Genomic DNA, 22,373 nt, shown 5'->3' with positions numbered 1-22,373 from the left:
GATCAGGTGCTGGACACCCAGGTCGGGTGCTCGGCGGCGAACTGGGCGACCGTGTCGTCCTTGGCCGCCTCGAGCAGCTGCATGCTGTCGGGGCTGAGGATCTCGACCTCGCCGATGCCCGCGATCTTCTCCGGGTTGAACTTGCCCTCGTTCGTCTTGATCGTGATCAGGTCGTTGGGGTTGATCCCCTTCATCGCGAAGACCCAGTCCTCCAGCGAGATGCCGCCGGTGTCGACGGTCATCGTCGAGCCGATCGCCTTGATCAGGCCGGGCAGCTTGGTCGGCGAGGACAGGCCGTCCTTCACCGCCTGGTTGACGATCGCCTTGAAGAACTGCTGCTGGTGCCGCTGCCGGCCGTAGTCGAAGTCGTTGTTGGCGAGCAGGTCGCGCTGGCGGACGAAGTCGAGCGCCTCGGACGGGGTGAAGCAGTGGTTGCCCTTGGCGTAGAAGTTCGGCGTGACGCCTTTGATCTTGGACTTCAGCGTGCCGTCCTTGTTGATCACGTACGGCTTCGCGAACTTCCCGGTCTTGTTGTCCTTGCCGATGTGGATCGAGGTGGTGTCCTCGTCCACATACATGCAGACCTTGCCCAGCACGTTCACCACGTTGCGGAAGCCCTCGAAGTCGATGATCGCGCCGGCGTCCGGGGTGATGCCGGTCAGCTCCTTGATCGTCAGCGAGAGCAGCTCGAAGCCGTGCGACAGCGCGTCCGGCCCGGTCAGTCCCCGGCTGCCGAAGAAGAACGCCGAGTTGATCTTGTTTTTGCCGCCGGCGAACTTCTGCACGCCGTTGTCGTACGCCGGGATCGGCACGTAGCTGTCGCGCGGCAGCGAAATCATGTAGCCGGTGTCGTGATCGGCCGCGACGTGCAGCAGGATGATCGAGTCGGACCGGGTGCCCGCGGTCGGCAGCGCGTCCTTCCGGGCGTCGATGCCGACCAGCAGGATGTTCTTGGCGCCCTTCACGTCCGCGTGCTTGACCTGCGAGTTCGCGGCCGAGCCGATCAGGCTCTGCTGGGCCACCGACCGGGTCGCCGCGCCCACGGTCGCCTGGATCGCCACCACCGAGCCGCCGCCCACGACGGTCAGCAACGCGCCGAGGGTGATGCACCAGCGGGCCCAGCGTGGCCCGCGCCGGCGGCGGGCTACGGCTTTCCTCTTCAAGATCATCTCCTCGTCGCGACGTCTTCCCCATGTAAGACGGAGCGCGCAGCCTAAAAGATTGCTCTTGGGCGGTAAGAGTTGAGTGAGAAATATCTGGCAAGATCCTGAGCATCGCGGCCGCTTCGTCCCTCCGCAGCCCGCCGTTAACCCTGCGTCCTCCTGACCGCCCTAGCGTGCGAGCGGCCCGCCCTCCCCCTCGCGTTAGCAGGTCACCCCATGCCCTCATCGCCGGACGTCAGCGTCGTCATACCGACGCTCAACCGCCCGGATCTGGCCGTTCGTGCCGTCCGCAGCGCCCTTGGGCAGACGTTCGAGGCCCTTGAGGTGATCGTGGTGGTCGATGGCCCCGACCCCGGCTCGGAAGCCGCGCTGGCTGAGATCGACGACCCCCGCCTGCGCGTGCTGGTGCTCCCCTCCCGGGGAAAAGCGCCGAATGCCCGCAATCAGGGCGCGCTGGCCGCGAAGGGTCACTGGACCGCCCTGCTCGACGACGACGACGAGTGGCTGCCGACGAAGGTCGAATCGCAACTCGCGCTGGCGGCCACCTCCGGCAAGCCGTCCCCGGTGATCGCGACCCGCATGATCAGCCGCTCGCCGCGCGCCGACAACGTCATGCCGCGCCGCCTGCCCGCCCCCGGCGAGCCGCTCAGCGAGTACTTCACCGTCCGCCGCGGCCTCTTCTACGGCGACGGCTTCATCCAGACCTCCACGATCATGGCGCCCACGGCGCTGATGCGCCGCGTCCCGTTCACCGTCGGCCTGCGGCGGCAGCAAGAGCTCGACTGGGCGTTGCGGGCCGTCCGTGAGGACGACGTCGAGCTTCTGTACGCCGATGAGCCGCTCGTGGTGTGGCACCAGGACGAGGACCGTGACCGGATCAGCCTGGAGAACCCGTGGGAGGAGCAGCTCGCCTGGCTGCGCGCCAACCGCGAGCTGTTCACGCCCCGGGCGTACGCTGCCTTCACGATGAGCGTGCTGAGCTCCATGGCCGCGCCGACCCGCAGCCGCAAGGTCTTTCGCGAGCTGCTGTCGGAGGCGCGCACCCACGGCCGCCCCGGCGCGATCGACTACGTCACGTTCCTGCAGATCTGGTCGCTGCCGCCCACGCTGCGCGCCCGCCTGCGCGACCTGATCGTGGGCCGCCGCTCCGGCGCCGCCGCTTCGCCCGCCTCGCCTGCCCCCGCCTCGCCTGCCCCCGCCTCGCCTGCCCCCGCCCCGCCTGCCCCCGCCCCGCCTGCCCCCGCCTCGGCCGTCGACGGCTCTCCCTCCGCCGAGGGCCGTTCTTTCGAGGGCGGCTCCTCCCCCGCCGGCAGCTCTTCCCACGCCGGCAACGCCGAGGCAGCGGCCGCCGAGGCCGCGGGCGCCGAGGCCGCGGGCGCCGAGGCCGCGGGCGCCGATGTCCGCTGAGCCGCGCGTCGCCGTCTGGCGCAGCGCGATGCTCGGCGGGTCCGAGACGTTCGTGCGCAACCAGGCCGACGCCCTGAGCCGCTGGCGTCCCGTCTACATCGGCGCCACCAAGGTCGAGTCGGCCCTGGCCCGGGACACCGACCTCATCGCGTACCCGTCTGCCGCCGACCGCAACGCCTTCCTCCGCCTGCGCCTGACCGGGACCTCGCCCCGCCTGCGCGACCTGCTCACCGAGGTCTCCCCGCGCCTGGTCCACGCCCACTTCGGCGGCGACGGCTGGCTGATCAGCGGCGAGGCCCGCCGGCTGGGCATCCCCTTGATCGTCACCACCCACGGCCACGACGTGACCCGCCAGCCCGCCAGCGGCGGCGCCCACGGCGTCCGCTACCGCCGCAACCTGCGCACCGTCTTCGCGAGGGCCACGCTGATCCTGGCCGTCTCCGAGGTGATCCGCGCCAAGGCCATCTTCTGGGGCGCCGACCCCGCCAAGGTCAAAGTCCACTACATGGGCGTCCCCATCCCACCTTCGCCGCAGCCAGTAGCCAAGCAGTGGGATGTTGCCTTCGTCGGCCGCTTCGTCGAGAAGAAGGGCGCCGACGACCTCCTCGCCGCCGTAGCCGCCCAGCGCACCACCCGCCCCCGCGTCGTCCTCATCGGCGCCGGCCCGCTGCTGCCGGGCATGCGCGCCTACGCCCGCGAGCTGGGTGTGGACGCCACTTTCCTGGGCGTGCAGACCCCCGCCGAGGTCCGCCAGGTCCTGCTGGCCTCCCGCATCCTGGCCGCACCGTCCCGCACAGCCAAGGACGGCGACACCGAAGGCCTGCCCACCACCGTGATGGAAGCCGCCGCTCTGGCCCTGCCCGTCCTGGCCACCCGCCACAGCGGCATCCCCGAGGCGGTAGCGGACGGCGAGACCGGCTTGCTCTCCCCCGAGGGCGACCGCCCCGCCCTGGCCGCCAACCTGTCCCGCCTGCTGGCCGACGAGTCCCTGCGCGACCGCCTGGGACGCCAGGGCCGGGCGCTGATGACCGCCAAGTTCGACGTGGTCGCGCAGACCGCTCGCCTGGAGCAGATCTACGACGAGGTCGCGGCCGCCCACCCGGCCCGCTGACATTTCACGAGAAGGCGGCCCACCGGGGCCCCCGCTGACACCTCACGAGCCGGCCGCCTGTGCCCGCTGACACCTCACGAGAACGCAGCGCCGTAGGACCCGGCGCCGATCACCCACAGCGTGAAGAGCACCGTAGGCACCAGGCAGATGTAGCCCATGACCAGGCCCGCGACGGCGAGGCCCTTGCCCGACTTGAGCCCGCGCTTGGTCTCGTGGTAGCCGACGTGGCCAAGGATCACGGCAAGCAGGCACGGGATCCCGAAGGCGCACCAGCCACCCAGCAGCCCGACGATGCCGAGCACGAGCGAGGCCACCGCCCAGCCCGAGGTCGGCGCCGCGACAGCCATGACAACCTGCGGATACGCCTGCGGCGGCGGGTAGGCGGCCGGCGGGGCATAGGCAGGTGGCGGCGCATAGGCCGGCGGTGGCGCATAGGCCGAGGGCGGCGCGGAGGTCGGCGGTGGCGCATAAGCCGAGGCCGGCGCGGAGGGCGGCGGCGGAAGGGCTGCGGGAGGCGAGTAAGCCTGCACCGGCGGCGCGTAGGGATCGGCCGGCGGCGCGTACGCGGAGGGCGGCGAATAGTTCGGCTGCGGCGGCGCGGGAGGCGAATAGACCGGCGGCAAAGGGCTGGGTTGAGCCGACACGGGCGGCGCGGGAGGCGCATACGCCGGCGGCAAAGGGCTCGGCTGAGCCGACACGGGCGGCGCGGGAGGCGCATACGCCGGCGGCAAAGGGCTCGGCTGAGCCGACACAGGCGGCGAGGCCGGTTGAGCTGACACGGGCGGTGTGGCGGGCGGCGCGGACGCCGGCTTTGCCCACACGGGTGGGGCGGGAGGCGCGGGCGGCAGGTCCACCGACGTGGGCGGGAGCGACGAAGCGTCCTCGAAGCGCCGCGTGGGATCGACCGGCGGTGTGCCGTCACCCTGGCCGAAGGGCCGGGTCGGGTCGAGCGTTTCGCCTCGTCCGAGCTGCTCGGTCGGGTCGGCCGGAGGTGTCTGGGCCGGCACCACCCCGGGCGTGAAACGGCGAACGGTCCGGTCGTCCGGCTCGGAACCGCCGGGCGGGGGTGCGGGGTGGGACATGTGACTCCGTGTCTCGAGGCCGGCTGTCGGTCGGGGGACGGCCGCGACCAGGCCTCCCCCGAGCCCGTCCGGTGATGGTTTCGCACCGCGCCCGGTCCTGGCCAGTCCCCCGATGCGCAAATCGGCCGAACGTGGCCGAAGACCGACCGGACGAACGCCTACCCCCGGGTGCGCCTCACCACCGCGCGCACCGCCTGGCGGCCGGCCTTCAGCCCGCCCAGCACGGCCTTTCCGGGCGCGGTCGCCGACAGCAGGGCGTTGATCTGGCGCACGCGCTTGAGCTCGGTGTCGCGGTAGGCGATCGCTCGCTCGTAGAACTCCTGCTTGGCCCGCGCGTCGGCCAGTTCCTGCTCGAGCCGGTCGCGGGTGGCGGTCAGCTCCCTGAGAGTCCCGAGGTCGGGTCTTGGGATGGCGGGTGGCACCTCGTGCGGCTCGATCTCCCGCCCGGTCATGCCGGCTAGCAGGGCGGTCAGCGAGGCCTCGTCGGCCGGCGACGGCCACAGGTAGGCGTAGCCGCCCCCGATCATCGTTGCCGCCAGGCCGCGCAGGGCCACCAACGGAATCCCGGGTCCTGTCAGCCCGTGGCACACGCCCTCGGCGTCTACGACGACCTGACCGGCAGGCACCCCGGCGGCCGGGCCCCCCTGCCACGCGGTGAGCAGCTCACGCACTGCGGGCATAGCGCGCTGCCGGCAGGCTGCCAGCACCAGGTCTTCGAGGGTCCGGCCTAGTGGCACAGCAGTCCCGTCGTCCAGCGCCCAGTGCCCGGCCGCGTCGCGTCCCAGCTTCGATCCACTCAGGACAGCCGCAGGTCCGGCCGGGATGTCCCCGGCCAGCAGGATCCAGCCGGGGGCGAGCGAGGCGGCCAGCCCGTGCCGCAATGCCCCTGTCACCAAGGTTCCCGGGTCGGCGAGCAAGGCATCTGACGGACGCGGGGCCGCCGTCAGCGTGGCCGACAGATAGCCGCGCAACGAGGGGTCGGAAAGCACCTCCGCGCCCAGCAACGCCGACGGATACGCCGCATACTCCCGGACCACCGGGAAGCCTGCCGAGGCGAGCCTCTCGTGCAGGTCCGCGGGGCCGGCGGGCCGGCCCTCGGCCTCCGCCCAGTCGGTGTCGGCCGGCATCGGCGGGAGCGCCAGGATCCGGTGCAGACCAAACGCATTCTCCACGCCCAGCAGCAGCCGGCCTTGCGGGCGCAGCAGCGCGAGCAGCAGGCCGAGCGTCTCGTCCCAGGTCAGGTCGGGCGCCTCCGGTGTGCACAAGCGCTCGACGCCGTCGAGGGCCACCACCGTGTCGTACGCGGGTGACGTCCCCAGCTTCTCCAAGCTCCCGCACAGCACCGTCACGCCGGGGCGGGACGCGTAGCGCTCAGCGTCCTCGGCCCCCCGCACCAGGACCGTCACCTCGGCGACGGGCAGGGCGTCGAGCAGCGCGGGGTCGTGCGGCCCGGCGATCAGCGTGCGCCCGGCGACCGCGGCCAGCAGCGGCACGAACGACGGCCCGCCCGCCGGCGCCGGGCCGTGCGCGCCCGACAGGTCGGACCACTGCATCATCTCGCCGCCGATCAGCTCCGTCATCGGATCAGCACTCCGGTCAGTTCGGCGTCGTCGACGCTGGTCGGAAGCGGCCAGCCGAGCAGCCGCCGCAGCTCGGCCGGTGACAGCAGCCGGTCGGCGCCGAGCTCGTCGACGGCGATGTGCCGTGCCACGTCGACGTCGACTGCCGGCCCGTGCAACGAAGCCCACTCGCGCAGGATCCGCGCCTGCCCGCCGAACGCCGACGTCTCGCCCTGAAGCTGCATCGGATCGCCGTAGACGGCCGGCTCACAACCGGCGAGCGCGCCGTAGAACACCGCGCTGCACAGCCGGTTGGAGGCAACACGCTTGTGTTTGCGCAGCTCGCCCAGCTGACGGTAGAGGAATCCGGGGTCGAGGTCTTTCCACCAGCCGCCGCGGAACCCGTGGCAGATCACCCGGAAGCCGGCCCGCTCGTAGCGCGCCCGCAGGCGGGCGTTGCGGTACTCCTGCCAGTAGAGGCAGACCGTGACCGGCCCCTCCTCGACCCGCCGGATCTCGGCCATCAGGCCGTCGTGGTCGCCGAGGACGTGCTGGCCCTCCCAGCCGTGAAAGGGGTACCAGATCGTGCCTTCCCTCTGCTCATCGGGAGAGAGAGGCTCCATCGAGAGCAGGTACGCGAACGGCGCCCCGACGACATACCCCTGCCGGCGGCCGAGCGACCAAGCCCGCCGCCGGGTGCGTTCGGACCACAGGAACGAGGGCGCCCCGGGCACGTACTCGTGGTCGGGCGCCAGCCCATCACCGATGTTCCACCCGTGCTGGAGATAGCCGTGCAGACGTGGTGGGTCGGTGTCGTCCAGCCCGCAGTAGCGGGCGAGCACGTGGGAGTGCCCGTAGTAGTGGTTCGCGTGATGCACAGCCCATCCCACATCATCGGGGCGAAGCGCCGGGTAACTCCACGTTTCCGGGACCTGAACGCTCAGGCCGCCGGGTCGTACATGTGCACGCCGACCAGCACGCCGGCCGGGTCGATGAGATAAGCGCCACGCCCTACTCCGCCGATCGTGAACGGCGGCACCACGACTGTCCCGCCGTGCTCGGGAACCGTGGCCAGCACGGCGTCGAGATCGGGCACGCGGATCACCGGGATCGCGCGCGCCTGCCCGTCCCGCGCCGGCAGCAGGGCGGTGTCGATCCCGGGCGCGTCACCGTGCGGCGCGACCAGATAGTCGGGCGCTGCGAACGGCTGCGGCTCCCACCCGAACACCGCGGCGAAGAACCCCGTGCTCGCCTCCAGGTCGGGCGACTGCACTTCCACATAACTAACGGGCCTGCTCACGCCGGTCCTCCTTCAAAGACGTCGTGGTCAAGGTGGGTGCGGAGGTCCAGGTTTCCATGATCGTACGGATCCAGCGCTCGACCTCCACGAACGGCGCGGCGGCCAGCGAGTGCCAGTGCTGCCGGCCCCGCACCGTGGTCGTGACCAGCCCGGCCGCCACCAGCACGCCGAGGTGCTGCGACGTCGCGGGCCTGCTGATCGGCAGCAGGTCGGCGAGCTGGCCGCTGGTGGCGGGCCCGTGGGCGAGCCGCTGCAGCAGCGCCCGCCGGGACGGGTCGGCCAGGGCGGCCAGCACGGGGCTCAGGTCGGTCACCGCGAAAGTGTAAGCCAGAGCTTACACATTTCCAACGCCCGGGACGGTGTGCTACGTTTGCCGCAGTCGAACAGCGGATGCTGGCTTACGCCCCCGCCGTTCCGGCCGAGGAAGCAACAAGACCCGGCCACGTTTCTTTTCCACACGCCGCGAGCGTGCGCGTCGCCGTACGCGAAAAGCGGTGTTGTTCTTCTGAGGAGTCCCTCGATGACAGATCTCGCTACCCGTGTACCAAAATCCCGCCCCGCCGAGACCGCCGATGTCGCCATCGACGCGCTCCTCGACATCGTCGACGACCGCGCCTGGCTGCGCGCCGACGGTTATCTGCCCGGCAAGGACGACATCCCCGTCGCCCTGCAGCAGGTCCGCCAGCTCGGGCTGCGCCGCGGCGACCGGGTCACCGGATTCGCCCGGATGCCGGGCAACCGGGCCGCGGGCAACCGCAAGCCGGCGACCCTGCAGGTGGAGGCCGTCAACGGCAAGCCGCCGCAGAAACGCCGGCCCGACTTCTACGAGCTGACCGCTCTGTATCCGCAGGAGCGGCTGCGCCTCGAAACCGACTCGCAGGTGCTGACCACCCGGGTCATCGACCTGGTCATGCCGATCGGCAAGGGGCAGCGGGCGCTGATCGTCGCGCCGCCCAAGGCCGGCAAGACCATCATCCTGCAGCAGATGGCCAACGCGATCGCCCGCAACAACCCCGAGTGCCACATCATGGTCGTGCTCGTCGACGAGCGGCCCGAGGAGGTCACCGACATGCAGCGGTCGGTCGACGGCGAGATCGTCGCCGCGACCTTCGACCGGCCGCCGCAGGAGCACACCGCCCTCGCCGAGCTCGCGATCGAGCGGGCCAAGCGCCTGGTCGAGCAGGGCCAGGACGTGGTCGTGCTGCTCGACTCGATCACCCGGCTGGGCCGCGCGTACAACCTGATCGCTCCCGGACGCGGCCGCACCCTGACCGGCGGCCTCGACACCACCGCGCTGTACCCGGTCAAGCGCTTCCTCGGCGCGGCCCGCAACATCGACGGCGGCGGCTCGCTGACGATCATCGCGAGCGCCCTGGTCGAGACCGGCTCGGCGATGGACAACTTCCTCTTCGAGGAGTTCAAGAGCACCGGGAACGCCGAGCTGCGGCTGGACCGATCGCTCGCCGAGGGCCGCGTCTACCCGGCGATCGACATCGCCGCCAGCGGCACCCGCCACGACGAGACGGTCGTGGGACGCACCGAGCTCGCCGTGATCGCCCAGCTCCGCCGGGCGCTGACCGGCCAGGACCGGCGCGACGCCATGCGCCAGCTTCTCGATCAGCTGAAGAGCACCGCGGGCAACACCGAGTTCCTGCGCCGGGTGGCCCTTACCCTGGCCCAGTGATCCTCGAGGACGTCGTCGCCGCGACCCCGCACGTCAACTGGTCGATCTCCGTCGACGGCGTGACGCACCAACCCGATCTCCAGCTCCGCACCGCCAGCGTCGGCAAGCTGCTCCTGCTTTTCGAGACCGCCCGGCGCATCACCGGCGGCGAGTTGGATCCGTCCGAGCCGCTCCCGCGGAATCCCGCACTCGCCGTGGCCGACTCCGGCCTCTGGCAACACCTCATCTCGCCTGCGCTGCCCGTTGCCGACGTAGCCACGCTGATTGCCGCGGTCAGCGACAACTACGCCACGAACGTGCTGCTCGAACGGATCGGCCTGGCAAGTGTCACCGCCATGGCCGAGCGCCTGGGCCTGCGGCACACCGCACTGCACGACCGCGTACGCAATGGTCGCGGCCCGGATCACCCGGCGACCCTCTCCACGGGCACCGCCGCCGAGCTGCATGCGGTGATGCGGCGACTCGCCCGGCGCGAGCTGCTCGACCCCGCGTCCGACGCGCTGGTCGACGGGTGGCTGGCGATCAGCACCGACCTGTCGATGGTCGCGAGCGCCTTCCACGACGACCCGTTGGCGCATGCTCACGGCGTACGAAATAAAACCGGAACCGACGACGGCGTCCGTGCCGATGTCGGCTATCGCGGGGACCTGACCTACGCGGTGCTGGCGAACTGGGATCCGGCCGCGGGCGACGCGACCGCCGAGGTGATGGACGGGATGCGCGCCATCGGTCAGTGGGCGATGCGCAGCCGGCCCGCCTGATAGGTGACGATGCCCTCGGGGTCAAGGTCGTAGGAGACCGCCGGGCCATCGCCGCTGACCCGCAGCTTGATGTCGCTGACCCGGTGGAACGTCGCCTCGCCGGGCGCCACCGTCAGCCACGGCATACGCACCCGGATCGCCGGGGTGCTTTTGGGGACCTCGCCCGGGTTCAACTGCAGCGAGCGCATCGCCCAGGTCTGGAAGATGGGCGAGTCGGCGAGCAGCACCACCGCGTCGTTGTCGAGCCGCGACACATCCTCGATGCCTGCGGGCGGCGCGTCGACCGTGCCCGACTCCTCGACGCCACAGCTCCACGCACCCTTCGCCGTGCGCGACAGGGCCAGGTTGCGCCGCCAGCCGTTGCCCTCGGTGGTCACGGTCAGCGCGCGCACCCGCCAGTTCCCGTCGAGATCGGCGTGCCAGCGGGACGTGTACGGCTGCCGGCCGCCCACCACGATCGCGCCGGTCACCACGCCGGCTGCCAGGCCGTCGCGCAGAACCAGCTCGGTGCCGACCGTGCCGGTCCGCTGCCAGAGGAGCGGGCCGTGCGTGCGCGCCTCCGCCACCCGGCGCTGGGTGGCGGCAGTTCCCGTGATCATTTCCAGATCCGCCTCGGAGTTGGGGTGCATCTCATAACCATTGCACCATGCAACCTTTGCCGCCAGGTTGCCGCACCTCAAACTTCGTCCGCACTCCCGGACCACCCGAGCCACCAGTCCTGCTCGGGCATCTCCCCCGCCGCCTCGGCGAATGCGGTCAGCGCCTCGGTCACCGCCGGCTGCCAGACGCCGGCGGTCTCCCCCACGATCTGCTCCAGGGACTGGCGGCGCTTCTCCATGACCCGCTCGACGATCTCCTGCCCGGCCCGGGTCAGCCGCAGCCGCACCACCCGCCGGTCGTCGGTCGAGCGCACCCGCCTGACCAGGCCCTTCGCCACCAGCCGGTCGGTCATCCGGGTGCCGGTGGACGGATTGACCTGCAACTCGTCGGCGACGTCGACGCTGCGCAGCGAGCCCCGGTTGGCCAGCACCACCAGCGCCCGGAACTGCGGCAGCGTCACATCCGTCTCGACCTGGCCGAGCGCGCGCACGGTCAGCCCGACGAAGGCCCGGCTGGCCCGCATCAGCGCCTGAACGGTGGCCTCGGGAGCGGACTGCAAAGGTTGCACTAGGCCATTATTTCAAGAAGCTCGGCATTGCAGCAGGGCCGGGACCTCTTCCAAGGTCCCGGCCCCGCGTTCCTACCGTGCTGTCTGCGCTGTCAGGACGCCGGGTAGTCGGTCACGAAGACCGGGGCGCCCACATTGCTGGTGTCGGCCGGACCTCCGACGCCGTTGACCACGTGGTCGATCGTGCCGGCGCTGAGGTTGACGGTCATGATGTGATGCAGTTTCACGCCGGGACGGCTCGGAACCTCGAAGCCGTTCTCGGTGTGGATGGACGGGTTGTTCTGGTTGAACACGTACACGCCCGCCCCGTACAGCTTGTGGTTCTTGACCTTGTCGCCCACCTTGTACCCGGCGTAGCCCTCGACGTCGCCGTTCATCCAGTCGGCCTGGGTCGGCGGGTCGTACGGGAGCTCGTTCTGGTACAGGACGGTCGTGCCGTTGTCGCCGTTCCAGGTGGTGTTGTACTTCTGGAAGTGCTCGACGAACAGGCCGGTCGCGGTCACGTTGTCGCCGTTGATCACGGCGCCCTGGCGGCCGGTGTTGGTGTTCCACCGCTCGGTGTCGCCACCGGTGAAGCCCTCGACGCCGTGGTCCGCGCGCCACACCCAGGTGTGGTCGATGAGCACGTTGTCGCTGTTGACCTCGAGAGCGGTGTCGGTCTTGCCGATGTGCGGGCCGCCGACGCGGAAGTACACGTCGGACAGCGTGGTCGGGTTGGACGAGGAGCTGAAGTTCGGGCCGTACTTGGTGCCGACCTGAAGCAGCGTCTTCGACTCCTTGGTGCCGGCGTCGATGGTGACGCCCGCGACGATCGCGCCGGGGACGTCGGCCACCTTCAGCGGCGTGGCGCCGTTGACCGCGGTCAGGGTGGCGTGCCCGATGCCGAGCACGACCTGGTTGGGCCAGAACACCTGCAGGCTCTGGTCGATGTTGTAGACACCGGGGGTGAGCAGCAGGTTCTTACCGAGCAGAAGCTGGGTGTTGATCTTCCACTCGGGGTCGGACGGCTTGGCGATGTAGAAGTCGCTCAGCGGCACCGTGCGGCCGGGAGTGATCCCGTTCGCCCAGCTGACGCCGCTGCTGTTCTTCTGCGCCGACGGCACGCGGACGTTCCACTTGCCCTTGTCGTCGACGAACAGGTACGGCTTCTCCCGGCTGACCGGGGTGGTCGCCAGGGTGGTGTACGGCGGGTTCGGGAACGCCGACTCGTCGGGTGCGCCCTCGACGCCGGAGAACACCTGGTTCCACACCGCGTTCGTCCAGTTGTCCACCTTGCTGTTGCGGGTCAGCCACTGCTGCTGCGACCCGTTGAGCACGGTCGGGAAACGGGAGTCGGCGATGTAGCCGCCGCTGGCGTACTGCGGGCCCGCGGTGCAGTAGTCCATCAGCGAGAACGTGCCGCCGGTGACGTCGAGCCGGCGAAGCGACACGGCCTGCGAGACCGCCCAGAAGTTGGTGTTACCGGCGCGGCAGCCTTCCTGCCCGGTCCCGTTGATGTGCAGGGACAGGTTGGAAAGTGTGCGCCAGAAGTTCACCAGCGCCAGGCAGTTGCTGGTGCCGTTGTTCTCGAGACAGCGGTTGTAAACCTCGATCTTGCCGTTGATCACGACGTCGTCCGGGTTCGCGCCGAGGCCGGCGACCTCGGTGTAGTAACCCACTTTGAACTGCAACGGCTTGGCATCGGTGCCATAGGTGCCGGGCTTGAACAGGAACGCGTACCGGTCGGTGCTCATCTCGGCGTCGGTCTGCTTGACCGCCGCCGCGTCGAGCGCCGCCTGGATCTGCTCCACCGGCATGCTCGGGTCGAAGATGGTGACATTGCCACCCAGGGCCGGCGCGGCCGGCTTGCTGGGGTGCGCTTGCGCGGCGGTGCCGCTCAGAGTGCTGACCGTAACCACCGCCAGCCCAATCGCGAAGAGCCGCCCGAACTGCCGGCGGACCTGCCGCCCGGCGCGTGTCGTCATGCTGGAGGGGTCCTTCCCGTCATGTGCTTGCAACAGACTGGACACAGATGGCTACATACGGCCGCGACTGTCAAGGCAACGAAGATCGGCAATAACGCAGGCTTCGGACATCTCGTACCGGTTCCGGAACCACCTCTGCCCGAAAGGCCGCCGGAACCGGTACCGGCGCACCTCAGGCGCCGTACTCCCGGAACGATGAGGCCCCGCTGGACGAGGGCTGCCTCCGCGACTCCGGGTGCAAGCTATAGCGAAAAGTGACGGGCCCGCCCTCCGGCACCCGGCAAGCCGGGCCGGTGCTGCGATGCAGCACGTTGCCGCGACTCTTCAAGGTCGCGCGGGGCAAGCGAAGCGGCTAGCCGGTACCGGGCGTAGTCGTCGCCTGGCTGCGGCCGTTCCGGGCTCGACACCGCCCCTCGCCCGGTACGACACTCGGGTTGTGCCGGCTGGGATGGTCGGACGAGCCGACGAGACCTCATGGCTGCTGACCGCCGCAGCGGACGCGGAGAACGGCCGGCAGACCACCCTGCTGCTTGGCGGCGAGGCCGGGATCGGCAAGACGTCGCTGGTCCGGGCGGCGACTGACCAGGTCGCGGACCGTCTCGAAGTGATCTGGGCGGCGTGTCTCCCATTGGCCTCGCTCGCGGTCCCACTTTTGCCATTGCGGACCGCCGTGCGAGACGCCGACCTGGGCACCGGCGGCGACGCGCTGCTGCGCTTCGACGCGTGGCTGGACCGTTCCGCCGCACGCCGGCCGGTGTTGCTCGTGGTCGACGACCTGCAATGGGCCGACCAGAGCACGTTGGACGTAGTGATGTACATCATCGCCGGTCGCGAGGGCCGCCGGCTCGCGATCGTCCTCACGATGCGCACCGGCGACCGGCTTGCCGGCTGGCTGGCCGATGTGCGGCGGCTGCCCAGGGTCGGCGAGGTGGTGCTCGGCCACCTCGACCGGGCCGACACCAGCGAGCAGATCGCCGGCCTGTTCGGCCGGCCGCCGGACGAAGGGCTGGTCGACGCGGTTTACGCCCGCACCCGGGGCAACCCCTACCTGACCAGACTGCTCGTGCGGGACCTGGACCCACGGGCCGCCGCGCTGCCGGCCGGCATGCCGACGCAATTACGCGACGGGCTGACCCGGGCCTGGCGCGGGCTGCCCGGTCCGGCGCAGCAGTTGACCCAGGTACTCAGCGTCGCCGGTCGGCCGCAGCTCGCCGGCCAGATCGAGCCGATGTCCGCTGGGCCCGCGGTGCCCTTGCTGCGCGCGGCGGTGGACGCCGGCGTACTGGTCATCGACGTGGCGCACCGCTACTGGTTCGCGCACCCGTTGCTGGCCGAGATTCTGTACGAAGACCTGCTCCCCGAGGAACGGCGCGCGCTGCACGTCGCATTTGCCGAGGCCCTGGCCGGCTCGCCAGAGCGGGACACCGCCGTTGAGCTGGCCGATCACTACGACAGAGCGGGACTCACCGAGCCCGCGTATGAATGGGCGCTGCGTGCCGCCGAGGCCACCGACGGGCCGGCCGAGCGGGTGCGGCTGCTGCGGCGCGCGCTGCGGCTGTCCGAGTCGATGCCCGATCCGGACGCCCGGCGCACCGACCTATGGCAGCGGTTGCGGATCGCGGCCGAAACGGCCGGCCTTCAGGACGACGAGTTCGGGGCCGTCGAGACGCTGCTCACCCTGGTCGACGACCCCGCGGTGAGAGCACGCCTGCACCTTCGGCGGGCTGCCCTGCGGGCCTCCCTGGGCACTGAAGCGGACGACGCCGGCGACCGCTGGGCGGCGATGACACTCACTGCAGCCGCGCCTCAGAGCGTCGATCACGCGCTGGCGTGCGCCGGGCTTGCGCTCTACCTGCTGATGGTGCGCGGCGACCGCACCGGGTTGATCCTCGCGGACAAGGCCATGGCCGTTGCCAGCGCCAGCGGTTCCGATTTGGCCGTCGCCAACGCGCTCATCAGCCAGTCGTACGCGCTGTCCCACCGTGCACGCCCCGGAGCCCACCGAGCCGCGCTGCGCGCCTGGGCGATCGCGCTCCGGACCGGCGACTTAGCCACCGTCAAAACGGCCGTCTACGTCGCGGCCAACTCGTACGACGGGGACGCGACGGACGGAACCGCGCGGATCTACCACCGCGCGGTCGAAGACTTCACCCGGCTGGGCGCACCACACCTCCACATCTCCGAAATGTGCGCCTGGGAAGCGGCCCAACTGCTCGAACTCGGCCGGTGGCGCGAATGCCTCGACCGCCTCCGGATGGCACTGGGCGCCCGGCCCGGCCGGCGCGCCGACGCGGTGGCCCGGCTGGTCGCCGCCCAACTGGCCGTTTGGCAGGGCCGGCAGGCGGAAGCCGAGGCGCACCTGGCGCGCGCCGAGGAGATCCTTCCCGGCGGGTCCGACCGGTACCTCGACTTCTCTGTCGTGCGCGCCCTCGTCGCGTTCGGTGCCGGCGACACCGAACGGGCATTGTCTGTCACTCTGGCCGGGCTCGGCCACGACGCCGGTGACGAAGCGGGCATCGACATGCTGCCACTGGCCGCGCGGGCCCTGGCCGACCAGGCACAAGCATGTCGCGACAGCGGCCGCGACCCGGCGCAGGTGCTGGCCCGCCTTATCCGGCTACGCCAGCGGCACCCCTTCGTCCTCGCACCGCTGACCGCCGCTGCCCAGGATCTCCGGGCGCGGGCATTGCAGAAGGTCACCGAGGCCGAGACCGCCCGGGCATGGCAGAGTTCCGCGGAATTTGAATCCTGGCGACGCGCCGCTGACGCTTGCCAGGCCATCGACGGCCTTTGGGAGGAGACGTACTGCCGCTGGCGCCAAGCACAAGCCGCCCTCCGCGACCGGACCACCCGCCGCGACGCGGTCGAGCCGCTGCGCCACGCCCATCATCTGGCCACCGAGCTCGCAGCCCATCCGCTGACCGAGCAGGTCGAACGCCTGGCGCAGGCGGCGCGCATCCCGCTGGCCGACCCGATTCTGCACGACCTCCCCAAGGAAGGCGGTCTGACCACCCGGGAGCGAGAGATCCTCGGCCACGTCCTGGCCGGACGCACTTACGCCGAGATCGCCGCGGCGCTCGTGATCAGCCAGAAGACGGTAGGCGTCCACATCTCCAACATGCTGCGCAAAACCGGCGCTGCCAACCGGGTCGAGCTCGCCGAGTGGGCCAACCGGATCTCCTAGGGAGAGCGGACCAGCACTTCACAAGAGAGCTCGAGGTTCGCGGGGGCGACGCCGACGCGACGAATCGACACCGAGGTGGGTGCCGACCCGTCGCTGTAACTGCCTCTGGTGCGGACGTCGGTCGGTTCAATAGGCGCAGATCGCCTGCGCAACTATGAAGTCCCAATCCGCGCTCGTGGCAGTGTTCTCCACCGCAAACGCTTCGACCGTCTTGAGGTCTTCGAATGGATAGATGACCTGCAGCGAGACGTTTCCCGGCGCTGTGTTCGCGATGGCTGCCCCGGCACCGTGCACTCGCTTGGTTCCGGGGCAGTCGGCATATGCCAATTTCTCGGACTCAGAAGCCGTCTGCGGAGAGGCGGCCTGCACCACCTCGTAGCCCGAAGGCGGATTCACGCAGACGGCATAGCTCTGCACAAACCAGGTGCCGTTGTAGCCGTCAGCATCCTCGTGGGCCTGTACGCGGGCGATGTCGCCGGTGGCAGAGGCTCGTGCCACTTGCAGTACGACCTGACCCGCGGGGTTTTGGTTACTGGCGGTGGCAATTTTCCCGCCCGTGCCGAGAACGCGCGTTCCACCAAGACATACAGCCTGCGCGGCTTGCACCGAGTTTGAGGACGGTTGAGTCGCGGCGTAACGAATCTCGTATCCGGGTAGCCCGCTGGCATCGGCGCAGATGGCGTACACCTGCAGCGACCAATTGGTGACAATGCCGGCGCCAGTTTCTGCACCGGTCGCCTCATAGCGGTCATCGAGACCCGCGACAATTGGGTGAATCGGCTGCAGGCCGGTCAGGGCGACTTTGTTGCCGTCGGCGGCATTGACAGCGAAGACCCATCCGCCGCCACCGATGACACGTTTGCCAGTTGGGCAGAAGGCCGTCGCCGTCTTTGGTGATTGTGAGTCGGTCGGTGATGCCACGGTTATCTTCTTGATGCCAGTCACCGCTGAGGCTGGTGTGATCCCGATGAGCTGTAGCGCGACCGCCGAACTGACCACCAGGACCATGGCCCCGACCCACGCCACCCAGCGATGTGCCCTGCTGCAACCGTCGTACATGAGATCCCCTTCGATGGGCTTGGTTCCGTTGAGACGGCATCTCAACGTCGGCTCGCCCTTCACGCTGTCCCTCCGGCCCGGGTCGCACATCGGGATGTGCTACTTAGAAAAGCCGATGGGGATCCCTAGATCTGGCGTAGGCCCTCGCAGGTCGCTGGAGCGTAGCGGGCGGTAGGGGCCAGGATTCCGGGCCTGGCCCCTACCGCTCGAAGGGTGATCCGTCAGCTCGCGGCGCGCACCGGCACCTGCCCGGCTCGCAGAACGTTGGCCGGGTCGTACTGCTCGGCCAGCGCGAGCAGCCGGGCGAGTGTCTCCGGATCGTAGGAGCGGGCGATCCGCTCCTCGCCCACGCCGGCCGCCAGGTTGGGCAGCACACCGCCGGTGGTCCACGGGGCCATGGCCTCGCTGACCCGGCCGGCGTGGGAGGCGACCGCGTCCGCGATGGGCGGGGCGAGGACGCCGATCGTGATGAGGCTGAACGCCGCGTCGCGGTGGCAGAGCGCGCTCGGGTACGTGGGCGGCTCGGCCAGGGCGCCGCCCAGGTGGCGGAGCTCGACGATGACCTGGGGCGAGCCGGCGGCGGGTCCGGCGACGGCCAGCAGGGCGTCCACGGCCTCGGTGGGCAGGTCGTGCAGGAGCTCGGCGCCCTCGTGCACGGGCATCGGGTCGGTGGGGTCGTTGTGGATCATGCCGATGGCCGCGTACGGGATGGTCTGCACGGCGTCGATGACCGGCTTGGCGATCTCGCGCATGGGTGCCAGGGCCGACTCCCCGTCGGGGAGAGCGCCGGTCCACGCGAAGCGGACGGCTACCGAGAACTTGCCGGCCAGAGGCTCGGGGATGCCGGGGAGGGCGGGGAGCTGCAGCAGGGCGAGCGAAGTGGTGGCCTCGATCGGGAGCGTGGCACTCCAGTCGCGCCAGGCGTGGACGACGGCGGCGGTGTCGGCGCCGTCGAAGTAGAGCGCGCCGGCGTACAGGGTGGGCTGCGCGATCAGGTCGAACTCGAGCGCGGTGACGATGCCCAGGGCGCCCTTGCCGCCGCGGACAGCCCAGAACAGGTCGGGCTCGTCCTGGGCGGTGACCCGCCGGAGGACGCCGTCGCCGGTGACGAGTTCGATCGCCCGTACGCGATCGGATGCCCACCCGAAGGACCGGCCCACCGGGCCCAACCCACCGCCGGTGGTGTAGCCCACCACACCGACGCCCGGCGCCGAACCGCTGAGCGCGGCCAGTCCGTGCGGCGCGGCCGCGTCGAGCACCTGCTGCCAGCGCACGCCGGCGCCGACCCGGGCCCAGCGCTCCTCCGGGTGCACGACGCATTCGTCGAGGCGTCCGGTGTGGACCAGCAGTGCGCCGTCGAGCGATTCGGCGAGCCCGTGGCCGGTGGCCTGCACGGCGACCGCCAGCCCTTCCGCCGACGCGAAACGGACCGCCTCGGCGACGTCCTGCGCGTCCCGGGCCTCGACGATCACCGCGGGCGACGCGGTGACGGCCAGGTTGAAGGCGGCGGTCAGGCCGGCGTACGCGTCATCGCCCTTGATCGTGATCTTGCCGGTCAGCCGGCGGCGCAGCGCGTCGATCTCCATGATGTTTCCTTCCGCGTTTGTTGCCGCCACCGTGCCGCGCGGCGCTTGCGGACGGCTGTAGGCCGGCCTTGCGGAATGCTTGAGTTCACCCGGTGCGCGCTACAAGCTCGTCGAGCTCATCGGCCCTGACCTGGTGTTTCGCGGCCCTCTCCGGCTCGCCGGCGGCCTCCGCGAGGTCGGCGAGCAGCCGGTCGTAGGGGCCCCACCAGGCCGTCGCGGTGCCCACGACGATCTGACGACCTTCAAAGATCAAGAGTTTCTCGTACGCCTCCGTGAGGTCATCGCCGAGCGCGAGGGCGGCCCAGGCGAGAACTACGGGGTACGTGTCGCTGGTCCAGTCGGCCACGTAGCGCGACGGCAGGCGGCGCAGCATCCTCCTCGCCTCCGCCGGGTCGCCGGCCTCGGCCGCCGCTACCGCCGCCAGCCCGTGCAGCATCGGCACGTTCAGCTCGCGCGCCGCGTCCGCGATCGTCGGCACCGCCTCGCCGATCCGGCCATCGCGGCGCCGGAACGTGAACGCGTGCAGCGCCCGGCACATCTGCGCGCCCCACAGGTTGGTGCCCCGGTAGCGCTCGTCGGCCTGCGTCGCCAGCCGCTCGGCCTCGTCCCAGCGGCCGGCCAGCATGTGCACCGCGGCCTGCTGGTAGAACACGTGCGGCTGCACGTCCGGCCCGGTCAGCCGCGCGGCGAGCCGGGTGGCGGCGGTCAGGTCCTCGACGAAGCCGGCCGGGTCGCCGAGGTGCAACCGCAGCGGCCCGCGGTGCATCCGGGCGAAGAACTCGTGCCGCACCGGCAGCCCGCGCCCGGCCAACGACAGCGACTCGGCCAGCGACTCCAGCCAGCGCTCCGGCTTGTCCGGGAGGCCCCAGGTGGCCGCCTGGTAGTTGTTGAGCGTGCGGCCCAGCAGCGCGGGGTCGCCGATCTCGCGGGCGAGCGCGACGGCCCGCTCGGCGTAGGCGACCCGGTCGGCGTGGCGGTCGCTGTAGGCGAGCTCGGCGCCGAGGGTGCCCAGCAGCTTCGCCTGCAGCGCGGGGTCGCCGCCCTCGGCCAGTTCCTCGAGCAGCGCCACCATCGGCTCGTCGACTTCGCCGTAGCTGCGCCAGTTCCACAGCGTCACCCCGCCCCAGACGCTGGCCGCCTCGGCCAGCCTCTCCGGGTCGCCCAGCCGCCGCGCCACCGCGATCGCCTCGGCCACCACTTCGCGGGTCTCGTCGAGGCGCCCGGTACGCAGCAGGTCGTCGCCGAGCGCGACCAGCAGGCGATGCCGCTCCCCCGCGTCGGCTGCGCCGGTCAGCGCCAGCGCCCGGCGGGTGTGCGCGGCCGCCTCCGCGTGCGCGTGCTGCTCGCGGGCGGCCGCGGCGGCATCCTTCGCATAGCGCACGGCCGGCTCCGCGCCAGTGATCGGCACCGCGTGGAAATAGTGATGGGCCAGGCGGTCGACGTCGGTCACCACCCGCGCTATCCGCGCGTGGAGCCGGGCCGCGTCCAACCGCCCGAGCCCGGCGAGCAGCGTCTCCTGGATGAGCGCGTGGCTGAACCGCCAGCTCCACGCGGTCTCGTCGAAGCGCAGCACGCGGGCCGCCACGGCCGGTTCCAGGTGGGTGAGCACCTCCTCGGCGCTCTTGTCCACGGCGGCCTGCAGCAGCGCGAGCCCGGCATCGCGGCCGATCACCGCGGCGGCGTCGAGCAGAGCCCGCGTCTCCTGCGGCAGTCTCGCCAGCCGCCGGTCGAGGACGTCGCGCACGCTCGGCGGCAACGCGTCGTCGCCCGCCCGCATCAGCTCGACCAGCTCGCCCGCGAAGAACGGGTTGCCGTCGGTGCGCTCGTGCACGACCCGGGCCACCTCGTCGTCGCCGACCAGCTCGCGCAGGTCGGCCTCGGTGAGACCGGTCAGGGTCAGGCGCTGGGCCCGGGGTTCGCGGGCGAGGGCGGCCAGGCAGTCGACGACCTCGGGTGGGAGCTGCTCGCCCAGCGTGCGGACGGTGATGACCAGCAGCAGGCGCAAGCCGTCGAGGTGGCGGGCCAGGAGGGTGAGCAGGCTCAGCGAGGTGGCGTCGGCGGCCTGGACGTCGTCGAGGACGACCAGCAGCGGCGCCGCGCTGGCGGACAGGCGACGGCGCAGCTCCTGGAACAGGGCGAAGGTGGTGAGCTCGGGGTCGTCGCCCTCGGCCGAGCGCAGGCCGCCGCCGTCGAGCCGCTCCAGCACCTGCAGCCAGGGCCACAGCGGCGGGACGCCGGGGGCGTCGGCGCAGCGGCTCCACAGTGGGCGCCAGCCTTGCGCGCCCGCCATGGTCGCCGCCGCCTCGGCCAGGGTGGTCTTGCCGATCCCGGCCTCGCCCTCGAGGACTATCACCCCGCCGTTCCCTCTCGTGGCGTCGCCCAGTGCCGCCCGGATGCGGTCGACTTCGGGCTGCCGTCCGAGGAGGGCTTTATCCGGTTCTATGCCGTCTTCCTGGCGCAAGATGGACATTTCTAGCTTGCGCAGCTCCGGCCCGGGGTCGATGCCCAACTCGTCGGCGAGGATCCGGCGGCAGCGCTGGAAGGCCGCCAGCGCGTCAGCCTGCCGGCCGGCCGCGAACAGCGCCTCGATCAGGGCCGCCCACAGGCCCTCGCGCAGCGGGTGCTCGGCGACCAGCCGTTCCAGCTCGGCCACCGCCTCGGCGGCGCGGCCCATCCGGGTCCAGGCGGCGGCGCGGCGCTGGCGGGCCAGCAGGTGCAGCTCGGTCAGGCGGGTGCGCTCGGCCGTCACCCGGGCGTCGTCCTCGGGCAGGTCGGTCAGCGGGTCGCCGCGCCACAGCTCCACCGCCTCGGTGAGCAGGCGGGCGGCGGTGAGCGGCTCGGCCTCCGCGGCCTCGTCGACCAGGGCGGGCAGGCGGGTCAGGTCCAGGTCGGTTGCCTCGACCACTGCCAGATAGCCGGGCGAGCGGGTGACGATCAGATCCGCGCCGAGGGCACGGCGAAGCTGAGAGATGTACGACTGAATGGTCGCCGTTGCGGCCGGCGGCGGCGCATCGCCCCACAGGGTGGCCGCCACGCGGTCGACGCTCACCACGCGACCGGCCTCGCTCAGCAGCAGCGCGAGCAGGGCGCGCGGCTTGGCCCCGCCTATCTCGACCACCGCGCCGCCGGGATCGCGGCACTCGAGCGGGCCGAGCAGGCGAAATCGCATACCGCCAGCGTAGAGGGGTGCGGCCGGCGGCCAGGAAGCCCATTCCCGGGTGCTGGACGCGCGACGGGCGTGATGAATCGGGGCTCGCTGCGCGCGCGAACTCATCATGATCGCGTCGGCGATGGCGTCGGCGGCGGGGGTGCGGGTGGCGGGCGGTGAAGTTGGTGGATGGGTCC

Annotated in this window: 17 protein-coding genes; 5 read left to right on the top strand and 12 right to left on the bottom strand. The window is 71.2% G+C overall.

The annotated features are described in order from the left end of the window. Window positions 1–2: 2 nt before the first annotated feature. A complete protein-coding gene (locus ACQPZX_RS21605) occupies window positions 3–1,169 on the bottom strand; it encodes an LCP family protein (RefSeq protein ID WP_433383530.1) in 1,167 nt (388 codons plus the stop codon). A gap of 210 nt (window positions 1,170–1,379) precedes the next feature. Here ACQPZX_RS21605 and ACQPZX_RS21600 point away from each other — a divergent pair, with 210 nt between their 5' ends. Beyond that, entirely contained in the window at window positions 1,380–2,570 is a 1,191-nt protein-coding gene (locus tag ACQPZX_RS21600) for a glycosyltransferase family 2 protein (protein ID WP_433383528.1), read from the top strand. Continuing rightward, entirely contained in the window at window positions 2,560–3,681 is a 1,122-nt protein-coding gene (locus ACQPZX_RS21595; protein WP_433383526.1) for a glycosyltransferase, read from the top strand. Before ACQPZX_RS21600 ends, ACQPZX_RS21595 begins: the two co-directional genes overlap by 11 nt. 74 nt (window positions 3,682–3,755) lie before the next feature. Here the strand turns inward: ACQPZX_RS21595 and ACQPZX_RS21590 are convergent, their stop codons facing one another. The 5 genes from ACQPZX_RS21590 to ACQPZX_RS21570 all read right to left on the bottom strand — a co-directional run bounded on the left by ACQPZX_RS21590 (window position 3,756) and on the right by ACQPZX_RS21570 (window position 7,935). Continuing rightward, window positions 3,756–4,325: a DUF4190 domain-containing protein gene (locus tag ACQPZX_RS21590; RefSeq protein WP_433383524.1), complete on the bottom strand. Its 570-nt coding sequence runs from the start codon at window positions 4,323–4,325 to the stop codon at window positions 3,756–3,758. A gap of 596 nt (window positions 4,326–4,921) precedes the next feature. After that, window positions 4,922–6,343 (bottom strand): hypothetical protein, encoded by a 1,422-nt coding sequence (locus ACQPZX_RS21585; RefSeq protein WP_433383522.1) that lies wholly within the window; start codon window positions 6,341–6,343, stop codon window positions 4,922–4,924. Then, window positions 6,340–7,200 carry a hypothetical protein gene (locus ACQPZX_RS21580; RefSeq protein WP_433383520.1) on the bottom strand — a complete coding sequence of 287 codons (861 nt, stop codon included), beginning with the start codon at window positions 7,198–7,200 and terminating at the stop codon, window positions 6,340–6,342. Before ACQPZX_RS21580 ends, ACQPZX_RS21585 begins: the two co-directional genes overlap by 4 nt. 62 nt (window positions 7,201–7,262) lie before the next feature. Next, window positions 7,263–7,622, bottom strand: a complete 360-nt coding sequence (locus ACQPZX_RS21575) for a VOC family protein (RefSeq protein WP_433383519.1) — start codon at window positions 7,620–7,622, stop codon at window positions 7,263–7,265. After that, the gene (locus tag ACQPZX_RS21570; RefSeq protein WP_433383517.1) at window positions 7,606–7,935 is read right to left on the bottom strand and encodes an ArsR/SmtB family transcription factor; all 330 of its coding nucleotides are present in this window, start codon (window positions 7,933–7,935) and stop codon (window positions 7,606–7,608) included. Before ACQPZX_RS21570 ends, ACQPZX_RS21575 begins: the two co-directional genes overlap by 17 nt. Window positions 7,936–8,142: 207 nt before the next feature. Here ACQPZX_RS21570 and rho point away from each other — a divergent pair, with 207 nt between their 5' ends. Continuing rightward, window positions 8,143–9,306 (top strand): transcription termination factor Rho, encoded by a 1,164-nt coding sequence (gene rho / locus ACQPZX_RS21565; RefSeq protein WP_433383515.1) that lies wholly within the window; start codon window positions 8,143–8,145, stop codon window positions 9,304–9,306. Continuing rightward, window positions 9,303–10,067, top strand: a complete 765-nt coding sequence (locus ACQPZX_RS21560; RefSeq protein ID WP_433383513.1) for a serine hydrolase — start codon at window positions 9,303–9,305, stop codon at window positions 10,065–10,067. Before rho ends, ACQPZX_RS21560 begins: the two co-directional genes overlap by 4 nt. On the opposite strand, the gene ACQPZX_RS21555 is transcribed toward ACQPZX_RS21560, so the two are convergent. From ACQPZX_RS21555 to ACQPZX_RS21545, 3 genes are all read right to left on the bottom strand, one after another. Beyond that, window positions 10,037–10,696 (bottom strand): putative glycolipid-binding domain-containing protein, encoded by a 660-nt coding sequence (locus ACQPZX_RS21555; RefSeq protein ID WP_433383512.1) that lies wholly within the window; start codon window positions 10,694–10,696, stop codon window positions 10,037–10,039. The genes ACQPZX_RS21560 and ACQPZX_RS21555 overlap by 31 nt on opposite strands. A 47-nt stretch (window positions 10,697–10,743) precedes the next feature. After that, window positions 10,744–11,235 (bottom strand): MarR family winged helix-turn-helix transcriptional regulator, encoded by a 492-nt coding sequence (locus ACQPZX_RS21550; protein ID WP_433383510.1) that lies wholly within the window; start codon window positions 11,233–11,235, stop codon window positions 10,744–10,746. Between the two features lie 92 nt (window positions 11,236–11,327). Beyond that, a complete protein-coding gene (locus ACQPZX_RS21545; RefSeq protein ID WP_433383509.1) occupies window positions 11,328–13,199 on the bottom strand; it encodes an adenylyl cyclase in 1,872 nt (623 codons plus the stop codon). Between the two features lie 436 nt (window positions 13,200–13,635). Between ACQPZX_RS21545 and ACQPZX_RS21540 the strand changes: the two genes are divergently transcribed. Beyond that, window positions 13,636–16,383, top strand: coding sequence for a LuxR C-terminal-related transcriptional regulator (locus tag ACQPZX_RS21540; RefSeq protein WP_433383507.1), 2,748 nt, complete (start codon window positions 13,636–13,638; stop codon window positions 16,381–16,383). A 126-nt stretch (window positions 16,384–16,509) separates the two neighbouring features. Here the strand turns inward: ACQPZX_RS21540 and ACQPZX_RS21535 are convergent, their stop codons facing one another. The 3 genes from ACQPZX_RS21535 to ACQPZX_RS21525 form a co-directional block, all read right to left on the bottom strand. Continuing rightward, a complete protein-coding gene (locus ACQPZX_RS21535; protein ID WP_433383505.1) occupies window positions 16,510–17,391 on the bottom strand; it encodes a hypothetical protein in 882 nt (293 codons plus the stop codon). A 272-nt stretch (window positions 17,392–17,663) separates the two neighbouring features. After that, a complete protein-coding gene (locus ACQPZX_RS21530) occupies window positions 17,664–19,028 on the bottom strand; it encodes an FAD-binding oxidoreductase (protein ID WP_433383503.1) in 1,365 nt (454 codons plus the stop codon). 85 nt (window positions 19,029–19,113) lie between these two features. Next, window positions 19,114–22,197 (bottom strand): BTAD domain-containing putative transcriptional regulator, encoded by a 3,084-nt coding sequence (locus ACQPZX_RS21525; RefSeq protein WP_433383501.1) that lies wholly within the window; start codon window positions 22,195–22,197, stop codon window positions 19,114–19,116. Window positions 22,198–22,373 lie beyond the last annotated feature (176 nt).

Source organism: Actinoplanes sp. CA-142083, from assembly GCF_050942195.1.
In the GTDB taxonomy this organism is placed as follows: Bacteria; Actinomycetota; Actinomycetes; order Mycobacteriales; family Micromonosporaceae; genus Actinoplanes.
Note: the sequence above shows the minus strand (reverse complement) of the source record. Positions and strands in the feature narration are given on the sequence as shown.